This is a genomic window from Jejubacter calystegiae, from assembly GCF_005671395.1.
Lineage (GTDB): Bacteria > Pseudomonadota > Gammaproteobacteria > Enterobacterales > Enterobacteriaceae > Jejubacter > Jejubacter calystegiae.
The window spans coordinates 2,697,116-2,722,094 of record NZ_CP040428.1; the positions used below are offsets into that span (position 1 = coordinate 2,697,116).

The 24,979-nt window shown below is 58.2% G+C and carries 14 protein-coding genes; 7 read left to right on the forward strand and 7 right to left on the reverse strand.

Annotated features, from left to right (window positions below; translation table 11 throughout):
- The first annotated feature begins 89 nt into the window (after positions 1–89).
- Positions 90–1,028 (forward strand): maltose operon protein MalM, encoded by a 939-nt coding sequence (gene malM, locus FEM41_RS12335; RefSeq protein WP_138096258.1) that lies wholly within the window; start codon positions 90–92, stop codon positions 1,026–1,028.
- Positions 1,029–1,241: 213 nt separating this feature from the next.
- Here the strand turns inward: malM and malT are convergent, their stop codons facing one another.
- Entirely contained in the window at positions 1,242–3,950 is a 2,709-nt protein-coding gene (malT, locus tag FEM41_RS12340) for an HTH-type transcriptional regulator MalT (protein ID WP_138099179.1), read from the reverse strand.
- Between the two features lie 642 nt (positions 3,951–4,592).
- Here malT and malP point away from each other — a divergent pair.
- Positions 4,593–6,992 (forward strand): maltodextrin phosphorylase, encoded by a 2,400-nt coding sequence (gene malP / locus FEM41_RS12345; protein ID WP_138096259.1) that lies wholly within the window; start codon positions 4,593–4,595, stop codon positions 6,990–6,992.
- A 20-nt stretch (positions 6,993–7,012) separates the two neighbouring features.
- On the forward strand, positions 7,013–9,133 hold the full coding sequence (gene malQ, locus FEM41_RS12350; protein ID WP_138096260.1) for a 4-alpha-glucanotransferase: 2,121 nt from the start codon (positions 7,013–7,015) through the stop codon (positions 9,131–9,133).
- A gap of 255 nt (positions 9,134–9,388) precedes the next feature.
- Here malQ and FEM41_RS12355 read toward each other — a convergent pair whose 3' ends face one another.
- Genes FEM41_RS12355 through nfrB form a run of 3 tightly spaced genes read right to left on the reverse strand, consistent with a single transcriptional unit; the run spans position 9,389 to position 15,468 of the window.
- Complete coding sequence (locus tag FEM41_RS12355) at positions 9,389–10,288, reverse strand: DUF4434 domain-containing protein (RefSeq protein ID WP_138096261.1); 900 nt, start codon at positions 10,286–10,288, stop codon at positions 9,389–9,391.
- Positions 10,289–13,243 carry an NfrA family protein gene (locus FEM41_RS12360; RefSeq protein ID WP_138096262.1) on the reverse strand — a complete coding sequence of 985 codons (2,955 nt, stop codon included), beginning with the start codon at positions 13,241–13,243 and terminating at the stop codon, positions 10,289–10,291.
- On the reverse strand, positions 13,240–15,468 hold the full coding sequence (gene nfrB / locus FEM41_RS12365) for a cyclic di-3',5'-guanylate-activated glycosyltransferase NfrB (protein WP_138096263.1): 2,229 nt from the start codon (positions 15,466–15,468) through the stop codon (positions 13,240–13,242). The genes FEM41_RS12360 and nfrB overlap by 4 nt, the downstream gene beginning before the upstream one ends.
- A 632-nt stretch (positions 15,469–16,100) precedes the next feature.
- Here nfrB and FEM41_RS12370 point away from each other — a divergent pair.
- Positions 16,101–18,296, forward strand: a complete 2,196-nt coding sequence (locus tag FEM41_RS12370; RefSeq protein WP_138096264.1) for a TonB-dependent siderophore receptor — start codon at positions 16,101–16,103, stop codon at positions 18,294–18,296.
- Positions 18,297–18,326: 30 nt separating this feature from the next.
- Here FEM41_RS12370 and FEM41_RS12375 read toward each other — a convergent pair whose 3' ends face one another.
- Complete coding sequence (locus tag FEM41_RS12375; protein WP_138096265.1) at positions 18,327–18,614, reverse strand: DUF1634 domain-containing protein; 288 nt, start codon at positions 18,612–18,614, stop codon at positions 18,327–18,329.
- Positions 18,611–19,459, reverse strand: a complete 849-nt coding sequence (locus FEM41_RS12380) for a sulfite exporter TauE/SafE family protein (protein WP_138096266.1) — start codon at positions 19,457–19,459, stop codon at positions 18,611–18,613. The genes FEM41_RS12375 and FEM41_RS12380 overlap by 4 nt, the downstream gene beginning before the upstream one ends.
- 211 nt (positions 19,460–19,670) lie before the next feature.
- Here FEM41_RS12380 and FEM41_RS12385 point away from each other — a divergent pair, with 211 nt between their 5' ends.
- The 3 genes from FEM41_RS12385 to FEM41_RS12395 all read left to right on the forward strand — a co-directional run bounded on the left by FEM41_RS12385 (position 19,671) and on the right by FEM41_RS12395 (position 22,719).
- Positions 19,671–20,579, forward strand: coding sequence for a LysR family transcriptional regulator (locus FEM41_RS12385; RefSeq protein WP_138099180.1), 909 nt, complete (start codon positions 19,671–19,673; stop codon positions 20,577–20,579).
- 130 nt (positions 20,580–20,709) lie between these two features.
- Positions 20,710–21,231 (forward strand): SRPBCC family protein, encoded by a 522-nt coding sequence (locus tag FEM41_RS12390; protein ID WP_479680761.1) that lies wholly within the window; start codon positions 20,710–20,712, stop codon positions 21,229–21,231.
- Between the two features lie 162 nt (positions 21,232–21,393).
- On the forward strand, positions 21,394–22,719 hold the full coding sequence (locus FEM41_RS12395; protein ID WP_138096267.1) for an NAD(P)/FAD-dependent oxidoreductase: 1,326 nt from the start codon (positions 21,394–21,396) through the stop codon (positions 22,717–22,719).
- Between the two features lie 40 nt (positions 22,720–22,759).
- Here the strand turns inward: FEM41_RS12395 and fdhF are convergent, their stop codons facing one another.
- The gene (fdhF, locus tag FEM41_RS12400) at positions 22,760–24,907 is read right to left on the reverse strand and encodes a formate dehydrogenase subunit alpha (RefSeq protein ID WP_138096268.1); all 2,148 of its coding nucleotides are present in this window, start codon (positions 24,905–24,907) and stop codon (positions 22,760–22,762) included.
- Positions 24,908–24,979: the final 72 nt, after the last annotated feature.

The following is a 24,979-nucleotide window of genomic DNA, read 5'->3' on the forward strand; positions in this document are numbered from 1 at the left end:
CAATGCTCCCCTCTGCTTTAATTGCGCGGGCGTAAAGCGCTTTTGCCTGGCTACCTTTGCGCCGCTCTCCCTAAATTCAGGTGACAACAATGAAAATGAAGAAAAGTCTCGTCGCCCTGTGCCTGAGCGCAGGTCTGTTCGCCTCTCTGCCAGCGGTGAGTCTGGCTGAGGTGAATATCGTTCCCCAGGATACTTCCGCGGCGCCGCGTGTCTCCGCCGAGCAGCTACGCCAGCTACACTGGACGCCGGTTAACCAGTCCAAAACCCGGACTACCGATCTTGCCAGCAGCGGTCAGAGCCTGAACGTCGGCGATATTCGCGGCCCGGTGGCGGCATACAGCGTACCGGCCAATATTGGCGAGCTGACCATTACCCTGACCAGTGAAGTCAATAAAAATCAGGTTTTCGCGCCTAACGTGCTGGTGCTTGACCAGAATATGACGCCTTCGGCCTTTTTCCCCAGCAGTTACTTTACTTACCAGGCGCCGGGAGTAATGTCCGCCGATCGTCTGGAAGGCACTCTTAAGCTCACCCCGGCGCTGGGCCAGCAGCAGCTCTATGTGCTGGTCTTTACCACCGCCCGGGATCTACAGCAGACTACCGTTCAGATCGATCCGGCCAAGGCTTACGCGAAAGGGGCCGGAAACGCAGTGCCGGATATTCCGGATCCTATCGCCCGTCACGTCACCGACGGCCGCCTGAAGCTGAAGGTGAGCACCAACACCAGCTCCAGCGTGCTGGTTGGGCCGCTGTTCGGTTCTTCCGGCCCGGCGCCGGTAACCGTCGGCAATACCGCCCCGGTATATAGCGCACCGGCCAGCACAGCGACGCCAGCCGCAGCGCCTGCGCCTGCCGCGAAGAGTGGGCCGGTGTTGTCGGATACCGAAGCGTATTTCAACCAGGCCATTAAACAGGCTGTGGCGAAGGGCGATATTGATAAGGCGTTGAAACTGCTGAATGAAGCCGAGCGACTGGGATCCTCCTCCGCCCGAACCACCTTTATCAGCAGTGTAAAAGGCAAGGGGTAATCGCTACCCCACGGTGCTGATTTTGCAGTAACTGGTGCGCGTTGGCGCACCTTTTTTTTATCCCTGCATGAACACCACCTCCTATGGAGGTGGTCAGCAACAGGTTTTGGCTTTGCCTTATTGTCTTCAGAACAAGCAGAGACTAACTGTAGGGCTTTCAGTACGCTCCTCTGGGGCGTTATCAATGCCACCTGCTACGCAGGTGGTTTTTTACTACAGCGCGTTATAGCCCATCATCTGCAATAGCTGGCGAGCCTGGGCGACGGCCTCCTGGCGGTGAGCGACCCCCAGTTTCTGATAGAGGTTGCGGATGTGGGTTTTAATGGTGGTGGCCGCCACGTCCAGTTCACCGGCGATCTGATCGTTGCTGTAGCCCGAGTAGATAAGCCCCAGCACCTGCCATTCGCGCTGAGTCAGCGGGCTGGTGCGGATCAGCTCCGGTACCTGTGGGTGGTTTAGCAGGCGGCTCACGAAGTTTTCGTCGAAGTGGGCGAACTTATGCCGGTGATGTTGGTTGATTTCCCGCAGAATCCGCTGGGCGCGATGCTGGTCCAGCTCCGGCAGCATATTCAGTTGAATCAGCTGGCGCAATTGCTGAGCCATGGTTTCGCCTTCAATCACAAAGTGACTCAGAAAGCCGGTACCTCCGGCCAGGTTTAGCGCTTCAATCAGTACGCGCTGGGCTTCGTTTTTGCTGTCCTGCTGCCAGTAAAGCTGGTTGAGCAGCAGCAGGTTACGGTTCAGATCGCTCATCAATTCCAGAGCGCGAGCGTTGGCGTTAAGCTCCTCCAGCACCCGATGGGCTTCGTCGTACTCCCCCAGCAGAATCTGCGCCCGGGCGATATTACGCCACTGGCCTTGCAGAAAGTGGTTGCGGGCGAAGTCTGGTTTCGGCGTCTGGCGCAGCCAGGCCGCGGCAGCGGCGCGATCGCCGGTCATCTGCCAGTAGATAACCCGGACCTTATCGGCATTAGAAACCCAGTCACTGTGGTAAGCGCCGTTGCCGAGCAGGTTCTCAAGCCGGTTCAGATGGCTGCGGGCGTTATCGATATCGCCGCGCGCCAGCGCGTTCTGCACCACCAGCGCCAGGCACTGTAGCTGCTGCTGTGGCTGATAGCCGGACAGCACCTCCATACCGCCGCGGGCCGAGGATTCCGATTCATCCAGCCGTCCCCAGGCCCACAACAGTTGGGCTCGGATGCGTAGCAGGAATTCGTGAAGCGGTAGCTGTTCCAGATGCTGTTCGTGAATCAGCGCAAAAGCTTTCTCCTGAATATCCCAGGCTGCCTGCAGAAAGCCGCGGGCAAACAGAATCTCGCTTTGTTGGATCAGGCTCCACAGCGCGTAGTGCCAGACCTCGTGGCGGCGGGCCATGGCTTCGGTTTCCTGCATCATCGCCAGTGACTGCTGCAGGTTACCGGCGCAGTGGTGCACTTCGCCCAGGACCGAGGTGGCGACAATCTGTCCGTAGAAGCTGGCCAGCGGCAGTGCCTCCAGCGCCGAGCGCGCCAGTCGGTCGGCCTCGTTGGGGTCGCCGTTATTAATCGCCACCTGGGCGCGCAGGGCGTCGAATTCGCCGCGCAGGGTGGTATCAATCTCCTGCTTCATCTCCTGTTCGGCGCGGGCCAGCAGAGTATTCACTTCGCCATAGCGGTGCTGGCTCTGCATCAGCCAGGCCTGGAGCAGTACCAGGCGCGGATTTTCCAGCAGCGTCTCCCAGGGCAGGGATTTCAGGGAGTTTTCCAGCAGCGATAGTTCGCTCTGGTGGAACAGCTCCCAGGCGTGATGTAGCAGGATATCGCGCAGCATCATATCGTCGCCGGCCGCCAGCGCGTGGTGAATCGCCTCGCTGGGGAAGCCCTGAGCCATCCAGCTTTCGGCGGCGGCGCGGTGTAGCAGCGGCAGTTCGGTCGCCATTTCCCACTGGCAGCGCTGGCGCAGGAAGCTGCCGAACAGCGGATGGTAGCTAAACCACTCGCCGCTGCCATCCATGCGCTGCAGGAACAGGCCCTGACGTTCGATCTCTTCCAACCGCATCTGGCCGTTTTCCGCGCCGGTGACCCGAACGATAAGCGCGTCGTTCATGGAGCGTAGCAGGGAGCTGGTCAGCAGGAAGCGGCGGGTATCGTCATCGACGTTGTTCAGTACTTCATCCACCAGATAATCGGTCAGGTGGCTGGCGTTAATACCTGACAGTCGGCGGGCGGAGTAGTGTGCCGCGCCGCTGTTCTGGCGGGCGGACAGGGCGATAAGCTGGAGTGCGGTGGCCCAGCCCGCGACGTCGTCGCACAGGCGCTGACAGTCGGCTGTTTCAATGGGCGCGCTCAGGCGATGGTCGAAAAACTGCTTGGCTTCCTGATGGGTAAAGGCCAGTTGCTGGCTGCCGATCTCCAGCAGCTGTTCGCGCACCCGCAGGTTAGCGATGCCCAACTGCGGCAGGTTACGCGACAGTATCACCAGAGTCAGGTTATCCGGCTGGTGGCGCAGAAAAAAGCGCATGGCGTCGTGGATCGCCGGATTCGAAATCAGGTGATAGTCGTCGATGATAAGCCACAGCGGCTGCTGCCATTCGGCCAGTTCAATGAACAGCTGCGAGAACAGCGAGCTCAGGCTGGCGTACTGACGCTTCTGCGCCATCGCTTCACTGCGGGAGCAGTGGCCGCCGGTGGCCTGCTGTAACGCGGCCACCAGATAGCTGGCAAAGCGTTCCGGCTGGTTATCGCCTTCGTCCAGGGAAAACCAACCGATATCGCTTTTATCCGCCGCCCATTGGGAGATCAGCGTGGTTTTGCCGTAGCCAGCCGGGCTGGTGACCAGCACCAGACGATAATTCCCCGCGCCGCCAAGCCTGGACAGCAGGCGATCGCGAACCACCGTGTTCTCGAGTCGGACCGGACGACTTAATTTGGAAGGAATCAGCATACTCAATGACGTTACCGTACAGGAAAGGGTGGTCAATCAGAAACGAGATAGCGGCCAGGCCATCTCTAACCTGATTTTTTTTACACCTCGAAATTAATTATTACATAACTTCGATCAGATTATCCTGCAATGCAAGCACGGCGCGTTTTTTACCCCGGCAAAGTTGCGCCTTATCACAGTTTTCCTCGTTATTTACATTACAGCCTGAGCCACCCGAGACTTTTCCTGACTGCCTGCCCGGTATAGCAAATTAAATCTGGTTAAAGAAATGTATGTCGGTTGAAATTAAGTGACTTCTTATCATCATTGTCTGCGCAATTAATTAGTCAGGTGATGAAATTATTTCATCAGAATAATAACCTGACAGCCAATAAACGCTAATTATAATATTTTCATGCGGTTACCTGATGTCATTTTGCCATGAAGGGACACTGTATTTACCCGGTGTGAAGATCGGATAAATCCTGGCAAGGGAGCATGAATAACGGGTGATACCGGCCATTTTGAGTGGTCTCGATCACACTTTTTTCTCATCCCCACTCCTCCTCCCAGGCTAATCCCCCTCGGGATGAGGAAGTGCTGTGGGCAGCCTGGCACACTAGCGAAAACAGCATTTCAATCATTACAGGAATCCGATTACCTATGTCCATGTCATTTAATAAAGCGCAGTTTCAGGCCGCCCTGACGCGTCAGTGGCAACATTACGGGCTTCATGCCGCACAGGAGATGACGCAGCACCAGTGGTGGCATGCGGTGAGCGGCGCTGTGGCAGAGTTGCTGTCCGCCCGCCCGCAGAAAAAAGCCAAAGCGGACCAGCGTCACGTGAACTACATCTCGATGGAGTTTCTGATCGGTCGTCTGACCGGGAACAACCTGCTGAACCTGGGCTGGTACGGCGAGGTGGCAGAGGTGCTGAGCGAACACGGCATCGAACTGAGCGACCTGCTGGAGCAGGAAACCGACCCGGCGCTGGGGAACGGCGGCCTGGGGCGTCTGGCGGCCTGTTTCCTTGATTCCATGGCGACGGTAGGGCAGTCGGCGATGGGCTATGGCCTGAACTACCAGTACGGTCTGTTCCGTCAGTCCTTTAACGACGGCCATCAGATGGAAGCGCCGGATGACTGGCAGCGCGCCAGTTACCCCTGGTTCCGCCATAATGAAGCGCTGGACGTTCAGGTGGGCATCGGCGGTAAGGTAGTGAAAGAGGATGGAAAGCTGCGCTGGGAACCGGCTTTTGTGCTGAAGGGGGAAGCCTGGGATCTGCCGGTCATCGGTTACCGCAACGGGATCTCACAGCCGCTGCGCCTGTGGCAGGCGAAGCATGCCCATCCCTTCGATCTGACCCGTTTTAACGATGGCGATTTCCTGAAGGCGGAGCAGCAGGGCATCGATGCCGAAAAGCTGACCAAAGTGCTCTATCCGAACGACAACCATCAGGCCGGCAAGAAACTGCGTCTGATGCAGCAGTATTTCCAGTGCGCCTGCTCGGTAGCCGATATTCTGCGCCGCCATCACCAGGCGGGGCGCAAGCTGATGGAGCTGCCGGATTATGAAGTGATTCAGCTAAACGATACCCACCCGACCATCGCCATTCCTGAACTGATGCGGGTGCTGCTGGATGAGCACCAGTTGAGCTGGGACGACGCCTGGTCCATCACCAGCCGTACCTTCGCTTACACTAACCATACCCTGATGCCGGAAGCGCTGGAGTGCTGGGATGAGCGCCTGGTGCGCACCCTGCTGCCGCGTCATATGCAGATCGTCCGGGAAATCAACGTTCGCTTTAAGAAGCAGGTCGCGAAACAGTGGCCGGGAGATGAAGCGGTCTGGGCGAAGCTGGCGGTACTGCATGACGGCCAGCTGCGGATGGCGAACCTGTGCGTGGTGAGCTGCTTTGCGGTCAACGGCGTGGCGGCGCTGCATTCCGAACTGGTGGTGAAGGATCTGTTCCCTGAATATCACCTGCTGTGGCCGGGTAAATTCCATAACGTAACCAACGGCATCACGCCGCGCCGCTGGATCAAGCAGTGCAACCCGGAACTGGCAAAGCTGCTGGATGAAACGCTCAAGCGCGAATGGGCCAACGATCTGGATGCCCTGAGCGGACTGGAAGCCTTTGCCGACGATGCGACTTTCTGCAAGCAGTACCAGGCGATTAAACAGCGTAACAAGGTGCGTCTGGCCGAATTCGTGAAGGCGCGTACCGGTATCGACATTAACCCGCAGGCGATGTTTGACGTGCAGATCAAGCGCCTGCATGAGTACAAGCGCCAGCACCTTAATCTGCTGCATATTCTGGCGCTGTATAAAGAGATTCGTGAAAACCCGCAGGCCGACAGGGTACCGCGCGTCTTCCTGTTCGGCGCCAAGGCGGCGCCGGGGTATTATCTTGCGAAGAACATTATCTACGCCATTAACAAGGTGGCTGAGGCGGTCAATAACGACCCGAAAGTGGGCGATAAGCTGAAAGTGGTCTTCCTGCCGGACTACTGCGTATCGGTGGCGGAGCGCCTGATTCCGGCAGCGGATATCTCCGAACAGATTTCGACCGCCGGTAAAGAGGCTTCCGGTACCGGCAATATGAAACTGGCGCTGAACGGCGCGCTGACGGTCGGCACCCTGGACGGCGCTAACGTAGAGATTGCCCAGCAGGTCGGTGACGACAATATCTTTATCTTCGGCCATACCGTTGAGCAGGTAAAAGCGCTGAAAGCGAAGGGCTACGATCCGCTTAAGTGGCGTAAGGGCGATAAGGCGCTGGATGCGGTGATGAAAGAGCTGGAGCAGGGTATTTACAGCGACGGCGATAAGCACGCGTTCGACCAGATGCTGCATAGCCTGGGCAAAGAGGGGGGCGATCCTTACCTGGTCATGGCCGACTTCACCGCCTATGCCGACGCTCAGAAGCAGGCTGAGATGCTGTATCGCGACCCGCAGGCATGGACCCGCGCGGCGATCCTCAACACGGCTCGCTGCGGTATGTTCAGCTCTGACCGTTCGATCCGCGACTATCAGGCGCGTATCTGGCAGGCAAAGCGCTAATTGTGAAAGAAGGAAACGCCATGGAAAGCAAACGTCTTGAACAGGCTGCCGCCGCTGCGGGCATTGCGGCAAGCTACATTAATGCTCACGGCAAGCCGCAGGCCATTGCGGACCAGACCCGACAGCGTTTGCTGGAAGCCATGGATGGCGCCGCGGCTTCGCATCGCGAAACCGCGGCGCCGGTGCCAGGCGTAAAGGTCTTTATCGTGGGCAGCAGTATGGTGCTGCCGGTGGCGGGGAAGGGGGAGTACCTCTGGCACCTCACCACCGAAGAGGGCGAGCAGCATTACAACGGTAAGGTGCGGGCCGGCCACGGTCTGAAACTGGCGGGCGACCTGCCCATGGGCTACCACAGCCTGACGCTGGTTCAGCAGGAGGCTCGCTGGCACTGCCGGATTATTGTCGCTCCCCGGCGTTGTTATACCCCGGATGCGTTAAACACCGGCGACAAGCTGTGGGGCGCCTGCGTTCAGCTTTATACCCTGCGTTCGGAGCGCAACTGGGGAATCGGCGACTTTGGCGATCTGAAGCGGATGCTGAGCGAAGTGGCGCAGCGCGGCGGCAGTTTTATCGGTCTGAACCCCATACACGCGCTGTACCCGGCGAACCCGGAAAGCGCCAGCCCGTACAGCCCTTCATCGCGCCGCTGGCTCAACGTGATTTATATCGACGTTGAGGCAGTGGAGGACTTCCGTCTGAGCGAGGAGGCACAGCGCTGGTGGCAGGCCGAAGGCACCCGCGCCAGCCTGGCGGCGGCGCGCGATGCCGAATGGGTGGACTATGCGGCGGTGACTCGCCTGAAGATTGCCGCTCTGCGCCTGGCATGGCGCCGGTTTACGCTGCGCGATGAACAGGATGAATCGCTACTTGCCTGGCAGCGCTTTGTGCGCGAGCGCGGCGACAGTCTTTACTGGCAGGCGGCCTTCGATGCGTTACACGCGCACCAGATGGCGGAAGACGGCGGTCGTTGGGGCTGGCCGGCATGGCCGGAAGCGTATCGCGAAGCCCATCTCCCCGCCGTGACGGAATTCTGTCAACAGCATGCTGACGAAGTGGCGTTCTGGCAGTGGTTACAGTGGCTGGCCTGGTCTCAGTTTGCCGGGTGCTGGCGCCAGTGCGGCGAGCTGGAGATGCCGATTGGCCTGTACCGCGATCTGGCGGTGGGAGTGGCGGAAGGCGGTGCCGAGACCTGGAGCGATCGCGAACTGTACTGCCTGAAGGCCTCCGTCGGCGCGCCGCCGGATATTCTGGGCCCGCTGGGCCAGAACTGGGGTCTGCCGCCAATGAATCCTCATGTGATGGAGGAGCGTGCCTGGGAGCCCTTTATCGATCTGCTGCGCGCCAATATGGAAAACTGCGGCGCGCTGCGTATTGACCACGTGATGTCGCTACTGCGCCTGTGGTGGATCCCCTATGGGGAAACTGCGGATCGCGGCGCCTATGTGCACTATCCGGTGGACTCCCTGCTGGCAATTCTGGCGCTGGAAAGCCATCGTCACCGCTGTATGGTGATCGGTGAAGATCTGGGCACCGTGCCTGCGGAGATTGTCGGCAAGCTGCGTGAAGGCGGGGTTTACTCCTATAAGGTGCTGTGGTTCGAACGCGATAGTCAGAATCAGGTGCGCGCCCCCGAGGCGTGGCCAGAACAGGCAATGGCGGTGGTTACCACCCATGATATGCCGACCCTGCGCGGCTACTGGGAAAGCGGCGATCTGACCCTTGGGCGGAAGCTGGGTCTTTACCCGGATGCGGAAGTCCTGGAAGGGCTGTATGCGGATCGCGAGGAGGCGAAGCAGACGCTGCTCGATGCCCTGCATCGTCACGGCTGTCTGGCGAAGCGTACCGGGCATCAGGCGCGGCGTATGGCGATGTCGCCGGTGCTGAACCGGGCGATGCAGCGCTATATCGCCGACAGTAATAGCGGACTGCTGGGGCTACAGCCGGAGGACTGGCTGGATATGGCGACGCCGGTTAATGTACCCGGCACCAGCTCCCAGTATCCGAACTGGCGGCGAAAGTTGAGTCAGACGCTGGAGGCGATGTTTGCAGCTCCCGAGATTAACCGGCTGATTAAGGATCTGGATAAGCGTCGTCGGGCCGCGGCGCGCAGAGGGCATGATAAGGGAGTGGGGAGAAGGTAACAGACGGCTCTGGTACGTTTCCTCTCACCCCAGCCCTCTCCTCCCTGGGGGAGAGGGCTCGTCACAGTGGCGTTATTTTCACGACAGTGCTGTGTGAGGGGAGAATATGCCGCGCTGGTGAAGGTTCCGTTCACTTTAAGGTGATTTCCCTTATGTCGGTTTCGGAACCGGTGAACGGAATAGCCACTGTCGCCTCATATTTCATCGAATCATGACGTTCAGTCGGTTTTTATCATTTAAAGCTTCACGCCGAAGTTAATAGGCCAGAATCCCTCTGGCCTGCGGCAAATAGCGCAGCGAGAAGAATAGCCGGTCTTTACCCTGTGACCCGCTGCGGCTACGGTTCCAGATCTGGCGAAATTCCTGTTCAGACACAGGCCGTGCGCTGAAGCTCGCATCAGCGCCGGAGGTCTGGCGGAAAATTTCATAGACCACCCCTGCGCCGGGAGCGGCACCCTCAAACAGGCTGCGATCGAGGTAGAGCTGGCGCTCGGTGGCGCTCAGTTTGCCAACGCCCGCGCCGTCCTGAACCCAGATTCTGACGCCGGTCGCCGCCATCTCGCTCACCAGTTGCCGGTAGCCGTCCGGCGTCATATTCCCGGCGAAGAAGCTGCTGATGGCAACCGGTCTGTCGGCAATGGTCGCCAGTTGACGGCGTGAGCTGGAGAGCCACGCCATCAATTTCTCGCGTGATTCGTCGGTGCGCCAGTGCAGGTCGTCCACCTCGGCGCTCAGGTACCAGCCATCGATATGGGCGCCAGCGGTCAGCCACTGCCGGGCCTGCTCCAGATCCCGGAACAGCAACTGGTTCAGGTAGTTCTCCTGAGCTGCGGGCGGTTGAATCTGGCGGGTAAAAAAGTCAGGGTCGGCGTGCAGGCCCACAATCAGCTTCAGACCCGCCTGGCGGGCGGCGTCGGCTCGCTGCATCAGCCATTTCTGTCCTTGCCTGTCGTTAAAGGCGTCGCCGTAGCGGGTCCACTGTAATACCAGGGTATCGAAGCCCTGCAGACGAAGCTGGCCCATAAGCTGCTGCCACTGGGGCAGTGCGACGCTGCGATCCCGGAGCTGCGGCTGATAAATCACCGCGGTCATGGCCTGGACGCCGGCGCTGAATGCCAGCGTGGCGCAAAGTAACAGGGAGAGAAGTCGTTTCATTTACCAGTGTACCCCCAGGGTCAGGAAGAGATTATTACGCTCGCCGGCGCTCTGATTGACGGTGCGGAAAGTGCGCTGATATTCCACCCCGACGCTGACCTTATGCGGCCAGGCATCGTAGCGGGTTTCGCCGCTCCAGGTATTCCAGCGTACCCCCACGCCCCCCAGGTAAGTGGTGCGGGTATAGCCGTCGCGCCAGGCGGATGCCTGAACGTGGGTATAAGGCTCTACCGTCTGTCCATGCGCCACCTTATGGTGCCAGCTAATGCGGTAGTCGGCGGTATAGGCCTGGTTGTCCTGGCGGATATAGTGCGCCGCATCCAGATAGAGATTCTGGGCCAGCCAGCCGCGACCGTTGGGGTGCCATTCGTCGCTATATTTTCCGCCGTTGAAGAACGAAGCGCTGGCGCGCAGCATGGTGTCGGATTCGGCGCCGTTGCCCTGCGGGATCTGCTGTTCCAGCGCCAGGAAGAAGATATAGTCGCGCAGCGGCTTCCAGCGCACGCCGGTGCCGAGGAACGGATTTTTAACCGGCATCACCACGCCGCTGGATCCGGTATCGGCATAGAGACGGCCATAAACCGAAAGCAGATCGCCGTTGAGCAGCATATTGCGGCCAATGCGATATTCCGCCTCCATCTGCCCGTAGCTACGGTACGACTGGCCGGGCTGGCCCCCCAGATTATTGTTGGCGGCGCTGGTGGCGCCGGAACGCAGGCCTACGGTTGAGTCGAGCGAAAAGCTCCAGCGCCGCCCGACGTCTTCATGCAGGCGCCGGAAGTTGTAGCGCTCCTGGCGCTGGTCGTCATTCAGCGGCTGAGCCGCTGCGGCATAATCGATATTGTCCACCACGCGTTCGGCGTAATGGCGCGTCTGCTTCCCGTCGTTCAGCCGCTGGTTAACATAGGCCAGCTGTTTGACCAGCGTCGGGTCGTCCGGGGTGCTGGCCAGCGCCTTTTCCAGCGCCTTGCGGGCGGGGCTCATCTGATTATTGTCCCACAGCGAATAGCCCAGCGCCGCCTGGATGGCGGCATTGTCAGGCTCGCGTTTTTCTGCCGCCTGGAGATTCGCCAGCGCCTTACGAGGTTCTCCCTGCTGGCGGTAGATCTCCGCACGGGAGAGCAGCGCCCGGGTTGTGGGCTCGATGGCCAGCGCCTTGTTGATATCGGCCAGTGCCTGTTGTGGCTGGCCGGGCAGATAACGGCGGGAGTGCAGCCACCAGTAAGCTTCATTTTCGGTAGCGCCCCGTAGCCGGAGTTCATCCAGCCAGCGATCTCTGGCCGCGGCATCTCCGGCGGCCTGGGCGCTGTTGGCTGCGGCAAACAACGCCGGATTATCCAGCTCTGCGGGTGGGATAGTCGACCAGGCCTGCACGGCGCGGCGATAGTCCTGAACTTCCCACGCCTGTAGGGCAACGGCGCTGTGGGTAAATTTATCGGGCTGGCGCTGCTCGCTCTGCTGGAAAGCATAGAGCGCCATGCCCGGCAGGGTTTTCTGGTAGCAGGTGGCGAGCAACTGCCAACTGGCAGCGTCATAGCGCGGAGATAGATCGCCGAGCAGCGCTCTGACCTGCCCGCAATCGCTGTTAACGTTAAGCAGTCTGGCCTGTAGGTTACGCCTGTCGGGCGAAGCATGGGGGCGTAGCAGGCTGGCCATTTGCGTTGGACTGGCCCAGTCGGGATGCCGCTGAATCAGGCCGATAAGTCGCTGTAACAGGCGTTCAGATTGCGCGCCATTGTCGCGCCAGGGCCAGGCGGTTAACAGCATATCGGCCGCCGCCCGCTGTTGCCCGATGCTGATAAGCTGGTAGCTGAGGCTGTCCAGCAGCGCCAGATTGCCCGGCGACTGAACCCGCAAACGTCGGGCCAGAGCAACGGCGTTCTGACTATCGCCCAGCGCGATGCTCAGGGCAAAACGCTCATTCAGCCACTCGTCGGCCGGTAGCGCGTTAAGGCGCTGCTGTGCTTCCTGGTAGCGGCGCTCGCGTAGCAGTTCGGGCAGCTCGACGCCCGCCAGATAGCGCTGGTTTTCCGCAAAGCGCGGCTGGAATCCGGCCAGGGCGGACCTGGGGTTTTCGCTGTAGCGCGAAAGCAGATACAGCCAGCGTTTTTCATCCCCGGCGCTCTGGAAGCGGGGCTGGGGCTGCGCCAGATAGCGGGCCAGGCGCTGGCGTTCGCCCCGTTCCGCCAGCGTTGTCGCGTAGTTAATGCGTTGTTCGGTGCTGTTCATCAGCCCCTGCGCCTGTAACTGCTGTAGCCTGTCGTCCCGCTTTCCGGCAATCAGCACGTTAAACCACTGCGCTTCCTGGGCTGGCGTCAGGGACTTTTCCCGGGCCAGGACGCTGAACATGGCGTCCGCCTGTTCCCACGCCTGCTGGTGGATAGCGCGGCCAATAATATCCTGACGTAGCCGTTTTCCCGGTTCGCTGGCGGCAAAGCGGGTATCGTTCAACTGCTGTACGGCGATATCCCGTTCATTCAGACGCAGGGCGTTCTGGCCCACTTCGCTGCGGCACTGGGGGGTGGGCGACTGTTCGCAGCGCTGTAGCTGCGCCAGTAGCTGCTCCCGGTTAGTGACCGGCGCCACTTTAACCGGAATCGCGTTCAGGGCGCGGGCCAGTCGGGCATCGTTGGGAAACTTTTTCAGTTGAGCGTCAAGCAGCGCCCGGGCCCGATCGTCGTGACCAAAATGACGTTGAGCTTCAGCCAGATAGAGCGTAAGGGGAATATTATCCGGCGCCTGCTTGTGGATGTGCTGGAATTCGCGCAGCGCCGTCTGTTCGTCGTTATTTTTCTGCGCCTTTAGCGCCTTTTCGAAGTGAGGGTAAATCACGAAGTAGCGGTATTCGCTCAGTTCCAGCGAAGAGGCATTTTCTGCCAGCGGTGCAGAACTGTAGAGGGCGGAGACGATCAGCAGGCTGGCCGCCGCCAGTCGTTTAGACGAGCGCGGTTTCATGCGGCCTCCTGCTGTAGTTGGTTTACCTGTTTCCGGGACAGACCCGCTTCGGTCAGCAGCGGCTCAATCGCGGTTTGCAGCTCGTTTTGCAGCTCAAGGGCCCGGTCCAGCGTGTGCTGACTGATAACGCCTTCACCCACCAGGAAAGCGCCGAGCTGCATGTCGCTGCGCTCGTGGCGCAGCAGCAATGCGTTCATTGCCGCGCTGTTGATTTCACCCAGCCCGGTCAGTATTTCAGCGAACAGAAACTGGTCCGCCTGGTATTGCTGCCAGATCTGTTCCGACTGCGCGGGCGTCAGCCAGCCGTGGGCCACGGCACTGTCCAGCATGTCGTGTTCACGGTTTTTGCGCCCGGAAAGATACCAGTAGCGCAGGCCGGTTACCACACAGCCTCTGGGGACGATGACATAGTCGATTTTCTTGTCGAGCTTGCGCGCCAGCGCGGCCAGGGATACCGGATCGATACCGTTCTCACTGGCGAGGGTCAGCGTATCCCCTTCCATGCGCAGTAGCAGTACGGCATAACGCAGGGCGACGCGGGCTGGAACCTGTGCAATCAGGGATTCAGACAGGGTTCGGGTATCTGTCTCCTCCCAGGGAACCTGATTCTGTTCAGCCAGCGCCCGGGCCAGTTGAGATGGCGTCACCAGCCGACGTTTGACCAGGGTGCCACCCAAACGCAGGCCGGGAATACGATTGAGCAAGCTATCTTCCAGTTGCTGTTCGGTCAGTACGCCCTGTTCAATCAGAATCTGGCCCAGCGGCCGCAGCGCGCGGTTCTGCCCGGTGACGCTTGGGAAATCATGGGTGGTTTTATCCCAGGCGACCCGGCGCGGATCCCCATGCTGCAGCACCTGGACCAGCGCGCGCCAGTTGGCCATAAAGTTAATCAGATTGCCCCATAACAGACGCGGAACCGATAGCAGCCCCTGACCCAGGCCGTAATAGATGGTAACGAAGATAATGCGTTGCAGGATGCGGTTGGTCATCAGAATGGCGTTGATCCACAGCAGTGTGACCAGCCAGGCGCTACCCCAGAAGATGGACAGGAACTGCCAGGCATCCGGCACCAGGCGCTGGTAGGCCAGCAGTAGCAGCAACTGAAGCATAATTATCATGGCGATAAAGCTGATGAAGTTACTGATAAGCCCCTTGCGATCGCGCCACAGGAAGTAGTTCAGCGTCCAGCTACTACTCCATTTATGGATTTTGAACCCCTGAAAGACGATGCCGATGATCCAGCGCGATTTCTGGCGCATGGCGGTGGTAAAGGTATCCGGGAAATATTCCCGTACGCAAATGACGTTGGAAGTGCGGCGACTCTGTAAAAAACGCCGGGGCTGGCTATCCTCTTCCCGCACCACCGGAAAACGCACGAAGATCTCTTTCATGCCTTTGGCTTTCAGGCGGAAGCCAATGTCGTAATCTTCGGTCAGACTCTGTACGTCGAAGGCGATACCGTCGCCGTCCGCCAGCAGCGCCATAACGGCACGGCGGCTAAAGCAGGTGCCGACGCCCGCGCTGGGTACCTGACCGGCAATCGCCTCGCGTACCGGAACGTCCTTACCGTGCAGCTCTGCGAACTCGTCGATATAGGACATGCTGGTGAAGTGGTTCCACTGGCGCTCAAACGGATAAACCGGAACCTGAATCAGATCCTTGCGATCCACCAGATGGTTAAACAGTCGCAGCTCCATGGGGGAGATCACATCCTCTGAGTCATGGAGAATAAAGCCCGCGAAGGAAAACCTGGCGCTGCGTTCAAACTGGGTAATGGCATCCAGAACGTTGTTCAGGCAGTCGGCCTTGCTGGTGGGGCCGGGACGGGCGCAGACCACCTTATGCACGTTGGGAAAGCGAGCGCACACTTCATCGACGTCGCGCTGGGTATCCGGATCGTTAGGATAAGTGCCGACAAAAATATGGTAATTCTCGTAGTCCAGGGTGGTGGCCGCCAGTTCGGCCATGTTGCCGATGACCCCGGTTTCGTTCCAGGCCGGAATCATGATAGCCAGCGGCTTTTCATCGGGCTTGTACAGTTCCCGGTAGTCCATTGGCTTATGCTTACGGTATACCGTGAGGGCACGTTTGATTCGTCGCAACCAGAAAACGATATCGATAAAAAGGTCGTCCAGACCGCTAATAAACATCAGGCAGGCCAGACCAATAGCTATCACCTTAAGCCCGTACAGATAAGTGGCAAAGGCATCGACAAACCAGCTCATATTAATATCCTGAATATTGGTGCAGGTATTGCAGTCCTGTTTTTTACTACGTGAGATCGTACATCCCTGATGTTCAGCCTGCTGAATCATCTGATAGACGTATGAGCCAGGATGAGTGTTGTTATGTTTATGTTTTTTATGGTTTTTAGACAGTATTTTTTTGTTTTTTTAAGCGAGTGAAGCCTCCCCTGATATTTTAGCATTGAATCTAACTTAATGTATATTAAAACGTATTTTTATCTACGCTGACGGCTTTATCTTTTGCATTGCAAATTAAAATTCTTTTTTTATATTTTCTATGGCTTTTTCTTATGTTTGATTTTCTTCCCTGAGACGATTTTAGTTATCCTTTAATGCATTTTTATTTCTTTTGAATGAATATTATTTCATGTCCGTTTTTTCACTTTTAATAGCCGGATGTTGAATTGTCCTGTGGGTTTTTCATTTGGGCTGATTAAAACCACAGATTTATCTCATGCGTTGTTGATGTCGAACTCTTCCCCGTAGCCTCAAGTGCTGAAGAAATTGTGAAGAAAATAAGGAGATTCATTACCCTGGATTGTAATGATAAGGATTATCATTATCATCCCGATTTGCGCCTTTCATTTGGTTACATTATGGAAAATAACGTCATGTTTATTAATAAAAATTACATCAAGACACCGCTGGCTGTACTGATTGCCAGCCTGGCGGGCGGCAGTGCGTTTGCCGCAGATGACTCTTCGGTCGGGGATGGAGATGTGATGGTGGTACAGGCCACTGCGGAGCAGGAGCTCAAACAGCAGCCTGGGGTCTCCATCATTACTGCCGACGATATCGAAAAGGATCCGCCGGTAAACGATCTGTCCGATATCATCCGCAAAATGCCAGGGGTTAACCTGACCGGCAACAGCGCCAGCGGCAGTCGTGGCAATAACCGCCAGATTGATATTCGCGGTATGGGGCCAGAAAACACGCTGATACTGATTGACGGAATTCCGGTGACCTCCCGTAATTCTGTGCGCTACAGCTGGCGCGGCGAAAGAGATACCCGTGGCGACAGCAACTGGGTACCGCCGGAAATGGTCGAGCGTATCGAAGTGCTGCGTGGTCCCGCCGCCGCTCGCTACGGCTCAGGCGCCGCGGGCGGCGTGGTGAATATCATCACCAAACGACCGTCTAACGACTGGCACGGCTCGCTGTCGCTGTTTACTAATCAGCCGGAGAATGACCAGGAGGGCGCCACTAAACGTGCCAACTTTAGCCTGAGCGGGCCACTGGCCGGGGATGCGCTGACTATGCGCCTGTACGGCAATATCAATAAAACCGATGCCGACGCCGCCGACATTAATACCGCCCAGAATGGCTCTTACGCCGCCGGGCGCGAAGGGGTGCGCAATAAAGACATTAATGCCATGGTCTCCTGGAAGCTGTCTCCCCGGCAGATCATCGACTTTGAAGCGGGATACAGTCGCCAGGGCAACATCTACGCCGGGGATACCCAGTACAGTAACAGCAACGTCAGCCCGGACGGTCTGATCTCCACGCTTTACGGGAAAGAGACCAACCGGATGTACCGCCAGAACTACGGCATAACCCATAACGGTATCTGGGACTGGGGGCAGTCAAAACTGGGGTTCTACTACGAAAACACCCATAACACCCGGATGCAGGAAGGGGCGGGTGGTAAGGTCGAAGGGATGATTAACGCCACCGACTACGATACCAGCAAACTGGAAAGCTACCGTTCGCTGGCCGAGGTGAACCTGCCGCTGAATCTGCTGTTTGACCAGACCATCACTCTGGGCGCGGAGTGGAACCGCGAGGCGCTGGACGATCCTAATTCGATGTCGATGACCAATGCGTCCGGTACTACGATAGGCTCGATCTCCGGCGATGCCAGCGAGCGCAGCAGTAAAAACAGCGCCAATACCGCCGCCGCCTATTTTGAAGACAATATTGAGCTGCGCCCGGGCACCAATATTATTCCGGGGCTACGTTTCGACTACCACACCGAATTTGGCTCGAACTGGAGCCCCAGTTTAAATGCATCGCAGGAGCTGGGTGACTACTTCAAGATTAAGGCGGGGATCGCCCGGGTGTTTAAGGCGCCGAACCTGTATCAGTCCAGTGAAGGCTATCTGCTGAGTACCCGTGGCAACGGCTGCCCGAACAATATTGCTTCCGGTAGCTGCTATCTGATGGGTAACAGTAACCTGAAACCTGAAATCAGCGTTAACAAAGAGATCGGCCTGGAATTTACTTACGACGGCTGGGATGCGGGAATCACGTATTTCCGTAACGATTATAAAAACAAGATAGTCTCCGGAACCGAGCTGATTGGCTATGCCTCCAACGGCTACAACATTCTGCGTTGGGAAAACGGCGGCAAAGCGGTAGTGGAAGGGCTGGAAGCCAACCTGGTGGTGCCGGTAATGCGCGACGTGCTGAACTGGCGTACCAACGCGACTTATATGATTCAGTCGGAAAACAAAGACACCGGTAATCCGCTATCGATTATTCCGAAGTATACGGTCAACACCATGCTCGACTGGCAGGTGACGGATAAGCTTTCCACCAATTTGAACTGGACCTTCTACGGGCGTCAAAAGCCGCGTGAATACGCCGAAATGCGTAAAGAAGAGGGGGTTGATGGTATGTCTACTAAAGAGGTGGGAGCCTATTCTATTGTGGGCATTGGCGTGAACTATAAAATTAACCAGAATCTTCGTCTGAATGGCGGTGTTAGTAACTTGCTGGATAAGCGGCTGTATCGTGAAAACGAGGGAGCGTCGACCTATAACGAACCCGGTCGCGCTTATTATGCGGGGGTGACGATGTCATTCTGAGTGTGAGATAGCGGGGCTTTTGCCCCGCTTTTACCCCAGCCACGCACCCGCAGCGATAATCATCAACACCAGTGCGGCAATCAGCGCATACAGCCCGTCGCGCTGGCGAATAAACCCTATCAGCATCAACACCACCCGGGCCACCGGCAGCAGAATTAGCACCAGAATTCCTGCCCTGACAATATCACTACCGCTCAAGGGAAGCGGTGCCAGCGGCCAGAGCGTAAGCGCTATCCCTGCGGCAATCAGCAGCGTAGAGAGGGTGCTGCCCCAGGAGAGCAGCAGCGCTATCGCCCGGTGATTTTCGGCACGTTTCATGATAAATCTCCCGGAAATTGAATCCCGAAGGTGCTCATCAGCATCTGCCCGGCCAGCAGTATCAGAACCGCCACAAAGAACAGCCGCAGTTTTTCGGCCGGCAGCCACATCAGTAGCCGGGCACCGAGCAGTGCGCCGACCACTGAACCCAGCGCCACCGGGCCCGCCAGATTAACGTCTATTTCGCCGCGGCTGTACCAGGCCACTGCGCTGGCTGCCGCCGTGACGCCAATCATAAGGTTAGACGTGGCGGACGATACCTTAATCGGCAGCCGGAGCGCCGCATCCATCGCGGGAATCTTCAGCACCCCGGATCCAATCCCCAATAGTGCGGAAATCAGCCCGGCACCGTACATCAGAGACATCCCCAGCGGCACATTGCCCACCTGATAGGTGCGCTCTGCGCTGCTGCTTTCGGGGTAACTGGCGTGGAGTCGTAGTCGACTGGCCAGACAGTCCGAAGAAGGTGCTGCATCCACAACGGCCTCCCTGCGTCGGGCCAGCATCTGACGGGCGGAAATTAGCAGTACCGCGGTAAACAGCCCATAAAGAAAGCGGGTGGAAACCAGACCGATCAGAAAGACGCCGCTCAGGGCGCCAAGGGTGGTGGCGGTTTCCAGCAGAATGGCGAGCCGGATATTGGTCAGACGGCTGCGGATAAAGGGGGCGGCGCTGGCGCAGGAGCAGGCGATCACCGACACAATGCTGGCACCAATCGCCGCATGAATGCTGGTATGAAAGAAGAGCGTCAGAATCGGTACGATAAAGATGCCGCTGGCCATACCCAGAACGCCGCCAAGGGCGCTGGCGATAAATGCCGCGCCGAAAAGCCAGAGGATTTCCATCAGCGTTTTCCGGGGGATAAAAAGGGGCGGGGTTCCGTAGAAAAAACGTGGGTATTCAAACGCATATCACCTCATTGTCGGGTGTGTTAGCAGGCTATCTATTGTACCGGAAAGGGGCTGAACCTACCAGGCTGCGGGGCCGCTATACGGCAGTGCGACGATGTGCCAGGCTATGAACACTGATTTTGTTATGAGTATCAATTTAGCCATTATGCACAGTGATATCAGGAAACTGGATCTCAACTTACTGAAAGCGCTGGACGCACTGCTCGATGAAGGCAGTGTGACCGGGGCCGCCCGGCGGCTGGCGCTGACCCAACCGGCGGTTAGTGGCATGCTGACGAGGCTTCGCGATCACTTTGACGATCCGCTATTCGTCCGGGCCCGCCACGGCATGGTGCCTACCCTGCGCGCCCGGGAACTGGCGGGGCCGGTTAAACAGATTCTGGCCGATATTAGCGGATTACTGACGCCGACGTGCTTTGATCCGCAGCAGGCCCGAATGACGTACACCATCGCGGCCACGGATTATGCCCTGAAGGCGGTGATTGTCCCGCTGATGGCGGCGCTGAAACAGCAGGCGCCGGGCATTCGGGTGGCGGTCATTCCGGTGGACAGCGCCCGGCTGGCGGTTCAGTTTGAACGCGGCGATATCGATCTGGCGCTGGTTACACCCCAGACTACGCAGGAAGGGCTGCACGGTCGGGAGCTCTATCAGGAGCAGTATGTCTGCATGCTGCGTAACGGCCATCCGGCACTGGCAGAAGGCGAACTTTCACTGGTGAGCTTTTGTCAGCTTGAGCATATCCTGGTGTCGGGGCACGGCAGTTTCCACGGCGTCACCGACGATGCGCTGGCTGTTATTGGGCGTGAACGGCGCGTTGGCATGGCGGTTAGCAGCTTTCTGGTGGTGCTGGAGGTGCTGCGTACTACCGATATGATAGCCATGGTGCCGCGCCGTCTGGCTCAACAGGCAGAGGGTCTCACTCTGCTGGAGCCTCCTCTGGCAGTACCGGGTTTTATCAAGAGTATGGCCTGGCACGAGCGTAATCATCGCGATCCGGCCCAGCGCTGGATCCGCAGCCTGCTGGTGTCGCTATGCCAGCCCGCAGCGGATTAAGATATAAATTCTGTTTATACGCTTTATCTTTCATCGCAATTGGTCTTATATCTTGATGGCGCCGATAATCATGGTCACCAATTAAGCCGGTATCGCTACTTTGCTGCGATCGGCTTTGTTTGAGGAGATGATGATGATAAATGCCATTCACTGGCCGGAAGGCTTTGAACCGGGTTTCTGCGATAACTTCGCTTCTAACGAAATGATTGTGGCCGGGCTGAGCGTCCAGGATATCTGGCCGCTGCTCAGCACCCCGTCGAAGTGGCCTGGCTATTACAGCAACGCGTCGGACGTTCGCTTTTACGATAATAAAGGCCCTGAGCTGGCGCAGGATGTTCGTTTCTTCTTTAAAACCTTCGGTTTTCCGGTGGAATCGCAGGTGACCGAGTGTGTTCCCCCGAAAGCCGGACAACCGGCGCGTCTGGCCTGGCACGGCTGGGACGGTGAAGGGGATACCCGTCTGGACGTGCTGCATGCCTGGCTACTGGAAGATTTGCCCGGTGGTCGGGTACGTATCCTGACCCAGGAGACTCAGAACGGCAAACCGGCTCAGGCACTGGCGGCGACCCGCCCCAATCCGATGATTAACGGTCATCAGGAGTGGCTGGATGGGCTGGTAGAAGCTGCCCGTAAAGCGAAGTCTTTGAGCTAATAAATCAATATTATTTATCCTTCACGATGCCGGTTATTGGCTGCTTTCAGGCAGCGAACCGGCATCTTTACTATGATTAATCCATCCATCACCGTTTAGGTTTCTGGCAGTCAGCTTTTTTTCTATCAGTATTCCTGATGTTTTCCGGATTAAGGGGGATTGATGCCGTACCGTCCGCCGTCAGCGCCAGATTTCAGCGTTTACGCCTGCGATCTGCTGCCCGGTTGCGGCAATGCGCCGCTGGAGGAAGAGACAGAAACGGAAGTGGCGATTATTGGGGGAGGGCTGCTGGGCGTATCCACCGCCCTGCATCTGGCGCAGTCCGGCGTCGCCTGTACGCTGCTGGAAAAAGCCACTCTGGGGGCGGGCGCATCTGGCCGTAACGGCGGTCAACTGGTGCCGGGGCTGGCGCGCTGGAAGGCAAAGGATATTCAGCAGACCTTTCCCGCCGATGAAGCGCGCTGGCTATGGTCCTTTGCCGCCATGGAAACCATGGGGCTACTGACGTCGCTCATGGAACAATATCGCATTGATGCCGAATACCGCCCGGGGCACCTGACTGCGGCAGTACACCCGGGTCATCTGCGGGCGCTCGGTCAGGAAAGCGCGGCACGCGCCGCTCTGGGGGATGATTCCACGCGGTTGATCGATGCCCGGGAGTGCGGCCGCTATATCAACGCCAGCGGCTACCACGGCGCGCTGCTGGATACTCTGGGAGGGCAGATTCAGCCGCTGAAGCTGCTGTACGGACTGTGGCAGGGCTACCAGGCGCTGGGTGGCAGAACTTATGAGCACACGCCGGCGCTGTCGATTGAACCCGAACGTCGCGGCTATATGATCACCACGCCTTCGGGGCGGCTGCTGGCCCGGAAGGCGGTGGTGCTGGCGGTTCATGCCGATACCCCGACGCTACTACCCGCCCACCGGGCCGTAACGCTACCGCTCTATACTTATCTGGCTCTGACGACGCCGATTCCGGAAGGTTCCCACTCGCTGTTGCCCGGCGGTCTGGCGGTTTATGATACCCGGGTGCAGATTGATTACTACCGGGCCTATGGGGAGGATCGCCTGTTGTTTGGCGGCCTGGGCACCGGTCGGCGGATGGGGAATGACGCTGCCGCCAGGCGGATTGAGCGCCGTCTGAGATCGGTGTTTCCCCAGTGTCCGCAGCTACGGGCCGCGCTGTGCTGGAGCGGCAGGTTTGATATCACCCGTTCGGGCATGCCGGTTTGTACCCGTAGCGCCGGGTCCAGTCCTCTGTATGCGGTACACGGCTGGAACGGACACGGAGTGGGGCAGAGCGTCAGGATCGGTAAGGCGATAAGTGATGATGTACTGGGGAAGAATCACGACTTCACCCGCTTAACGCGCTTTCGCCACAGCGACTTTCCGCTCTCTTTTCTGCCCGATAGCTGGCTGGCGGGAGGCGGCCTTGCCTGGAGCAGCGCGATAAATGCCCTGAATCCGCAGAAGATGAATTCGTTTTAGGGAGAGTCTGCGGCCTGCAAGGCAGGCCGCAGTAGGGGAATTAACCCAGCGCGGTTTCCCGCAGATGGGCTTTCAGCTTGCTGTACTCATCAATCACATACTGTTCGGCGCTGCGTTGATCGGCTATCGGTTCCACGCGCACGGCGCAGTACTTGAACTCCGGAGTTTTGGTTACCGGGCTCAGGTTTTCGCTAACCAGTTCGTTACAGGCGCCTATCCACCACTGGTAGGTCATATAGACCGCCCCTTTATTGGGGCGCTCGCTGACCTGTGCCCGGGTGATAACCTTGCCTTTGCGTGAGCAGACCCAGATCAGATCTTCGTCGCGAATACCCAATCGGGCGGCATCCTCTGCGTGGATCTGCGCATAGCCGGGCTCATCGGCCAGGGCCGCCAGCGCGGCGCAGTTGCCGGTCATTGAACGACAGGAGTAGTGGCCCACTTCGCGCACCGTCGACAGCACCATCGGGTACTCGTCGGTCAGGCGGTCGATGGGGGGCACCCAGTCGCAGGTGAAGAACTGACCCAGACCGGTCGGGGTACTGAAGCGCTCCTCAAACAGGAAGTCGGTCCCCTGGTCGGCTTCGGATTCATCCACGCACGGCCACTGGATAAAGCCCAGCTCGCCCATTTTCTCGTAGGTGGCGCCGTAGAACTCCGGACACAGGTGACGCAGTTCATCCCAGATCGCTTTGGTGTTCTCATAGTGCATTGGGTAACCCATTCGGGTCGCGATTTCACTGATGATCTGCCAGTCGGTTTTCAGATCCCACTTCGGCTCCACGGCCTTAAAGAAGCGCTGGAAGCCGCGATCCGCCGCGGTGTAGACCCCCTCATGCTCACCCCAGGAGGTGGAAGGGAGGATCACATCGGCCCGGGAGGCGGTCTTGGTCATAAAGATATCCTGGACGATCACCAGTTCCAGGTCGTCGAATGCCTGACGCACCGCCGACAGCTCGGCATCGGTCTGGAGCGGATCTTCCCCCATAATGTAAGCGGCTCGCACTTCGCCATGGGCGACCCGGTGCGGCAACTCGCTGATACGGTAGCCGGTATGAGCGGGCAGGGAATCCACGCCCCAGGCGGCGGCGAACTTTTCACGGTTGGCCGGATCGTTAATGTACTGATAGCCCGGGTAGGTGTCGGGTAATGCCCCCATATCGCAGGCGCCCTGCACGTTATTCTGGCCGCGAACCGGGTTTACGCCCGCGCTGGGTTTACCCAGGTTGCCGGTCAGTAGCGCCAGACTGGTGAGTGAACGTACGGTTTCCACCCCCTGATAGAACTGGGTAACACCCATGCCCCAAAGGATGGCGGCGTTTTCCGCGGCGGCGTACATGCGTGCCGCTTTACGGATATCGGCGGCCGACACGCCGGTGATTTTCTCAACCGATTCGGGGGTGTAGCCCTCGACGATTTTACGGTATTCCTCAAGTCCCTCCGTTCTGGATGCCACAAAGGCGCGATCGTAGAGATCCTCTTCCAGAATCACATGACCCATGGCGTTCAGCAGCGCGATGTTGGATCCGTTATGAAGCTGAAGGTGGAGATCGGCAATGCGCGCCGTTTCGATCTTGCGCGGATCGCAGACAATAATTTTGGCGCCTTTCTGCTTCGCTTTGATCACGCGATTCGCCACGATAGGGTGGGAATCCGCCGGGTTGTAGCCGAAAACGAAGATCAGACTGGCATTTTCGATACCGATAATGGAATTGCTCATAGCGCCGTTACCGACCGACTGGTGCAGACCTGCAACCGAAGGGCCGTGTCAGACGCGAGCGCAGCAGTCCACGTTATTGGTGCCGATAACGGCCCGCGCGAACTTTTGCATCACATAGTTGGTTTCGTTGCCGGTACCGCGCGATGATCCGGTGGTCATGATCGCGTCCGGACCATATTTGGCTTTAATGGCGGTGAGCTTATCCGCTACGTAGTCCAACGCCTCTTGCCAGCTTACCGACTCCAGCTTGCCGCCGCGGCTGCGGCGAATCATGGGGGTTTTAAGGCGCGGGGTCAGGATCTGGGTATCGTTAATAAAATCCCAGCCGTAATAGCCTTTCAGACAGAGATCGCCCTGGTTAGTTACCCCCATGGCGGCCTCGGCTTTAACGACTTTGCCCTTATCGACGCACAGGTTGATCTTGCAACCCGACGCGCAATAGGGACAAACCGTGATGACTTTTTTCATCGCTTTGCTCCGGTCAACAGTCCTGGTGTCACAGACACCGTCTCCGGTTGTAATGCATAAGCCATGCCATAT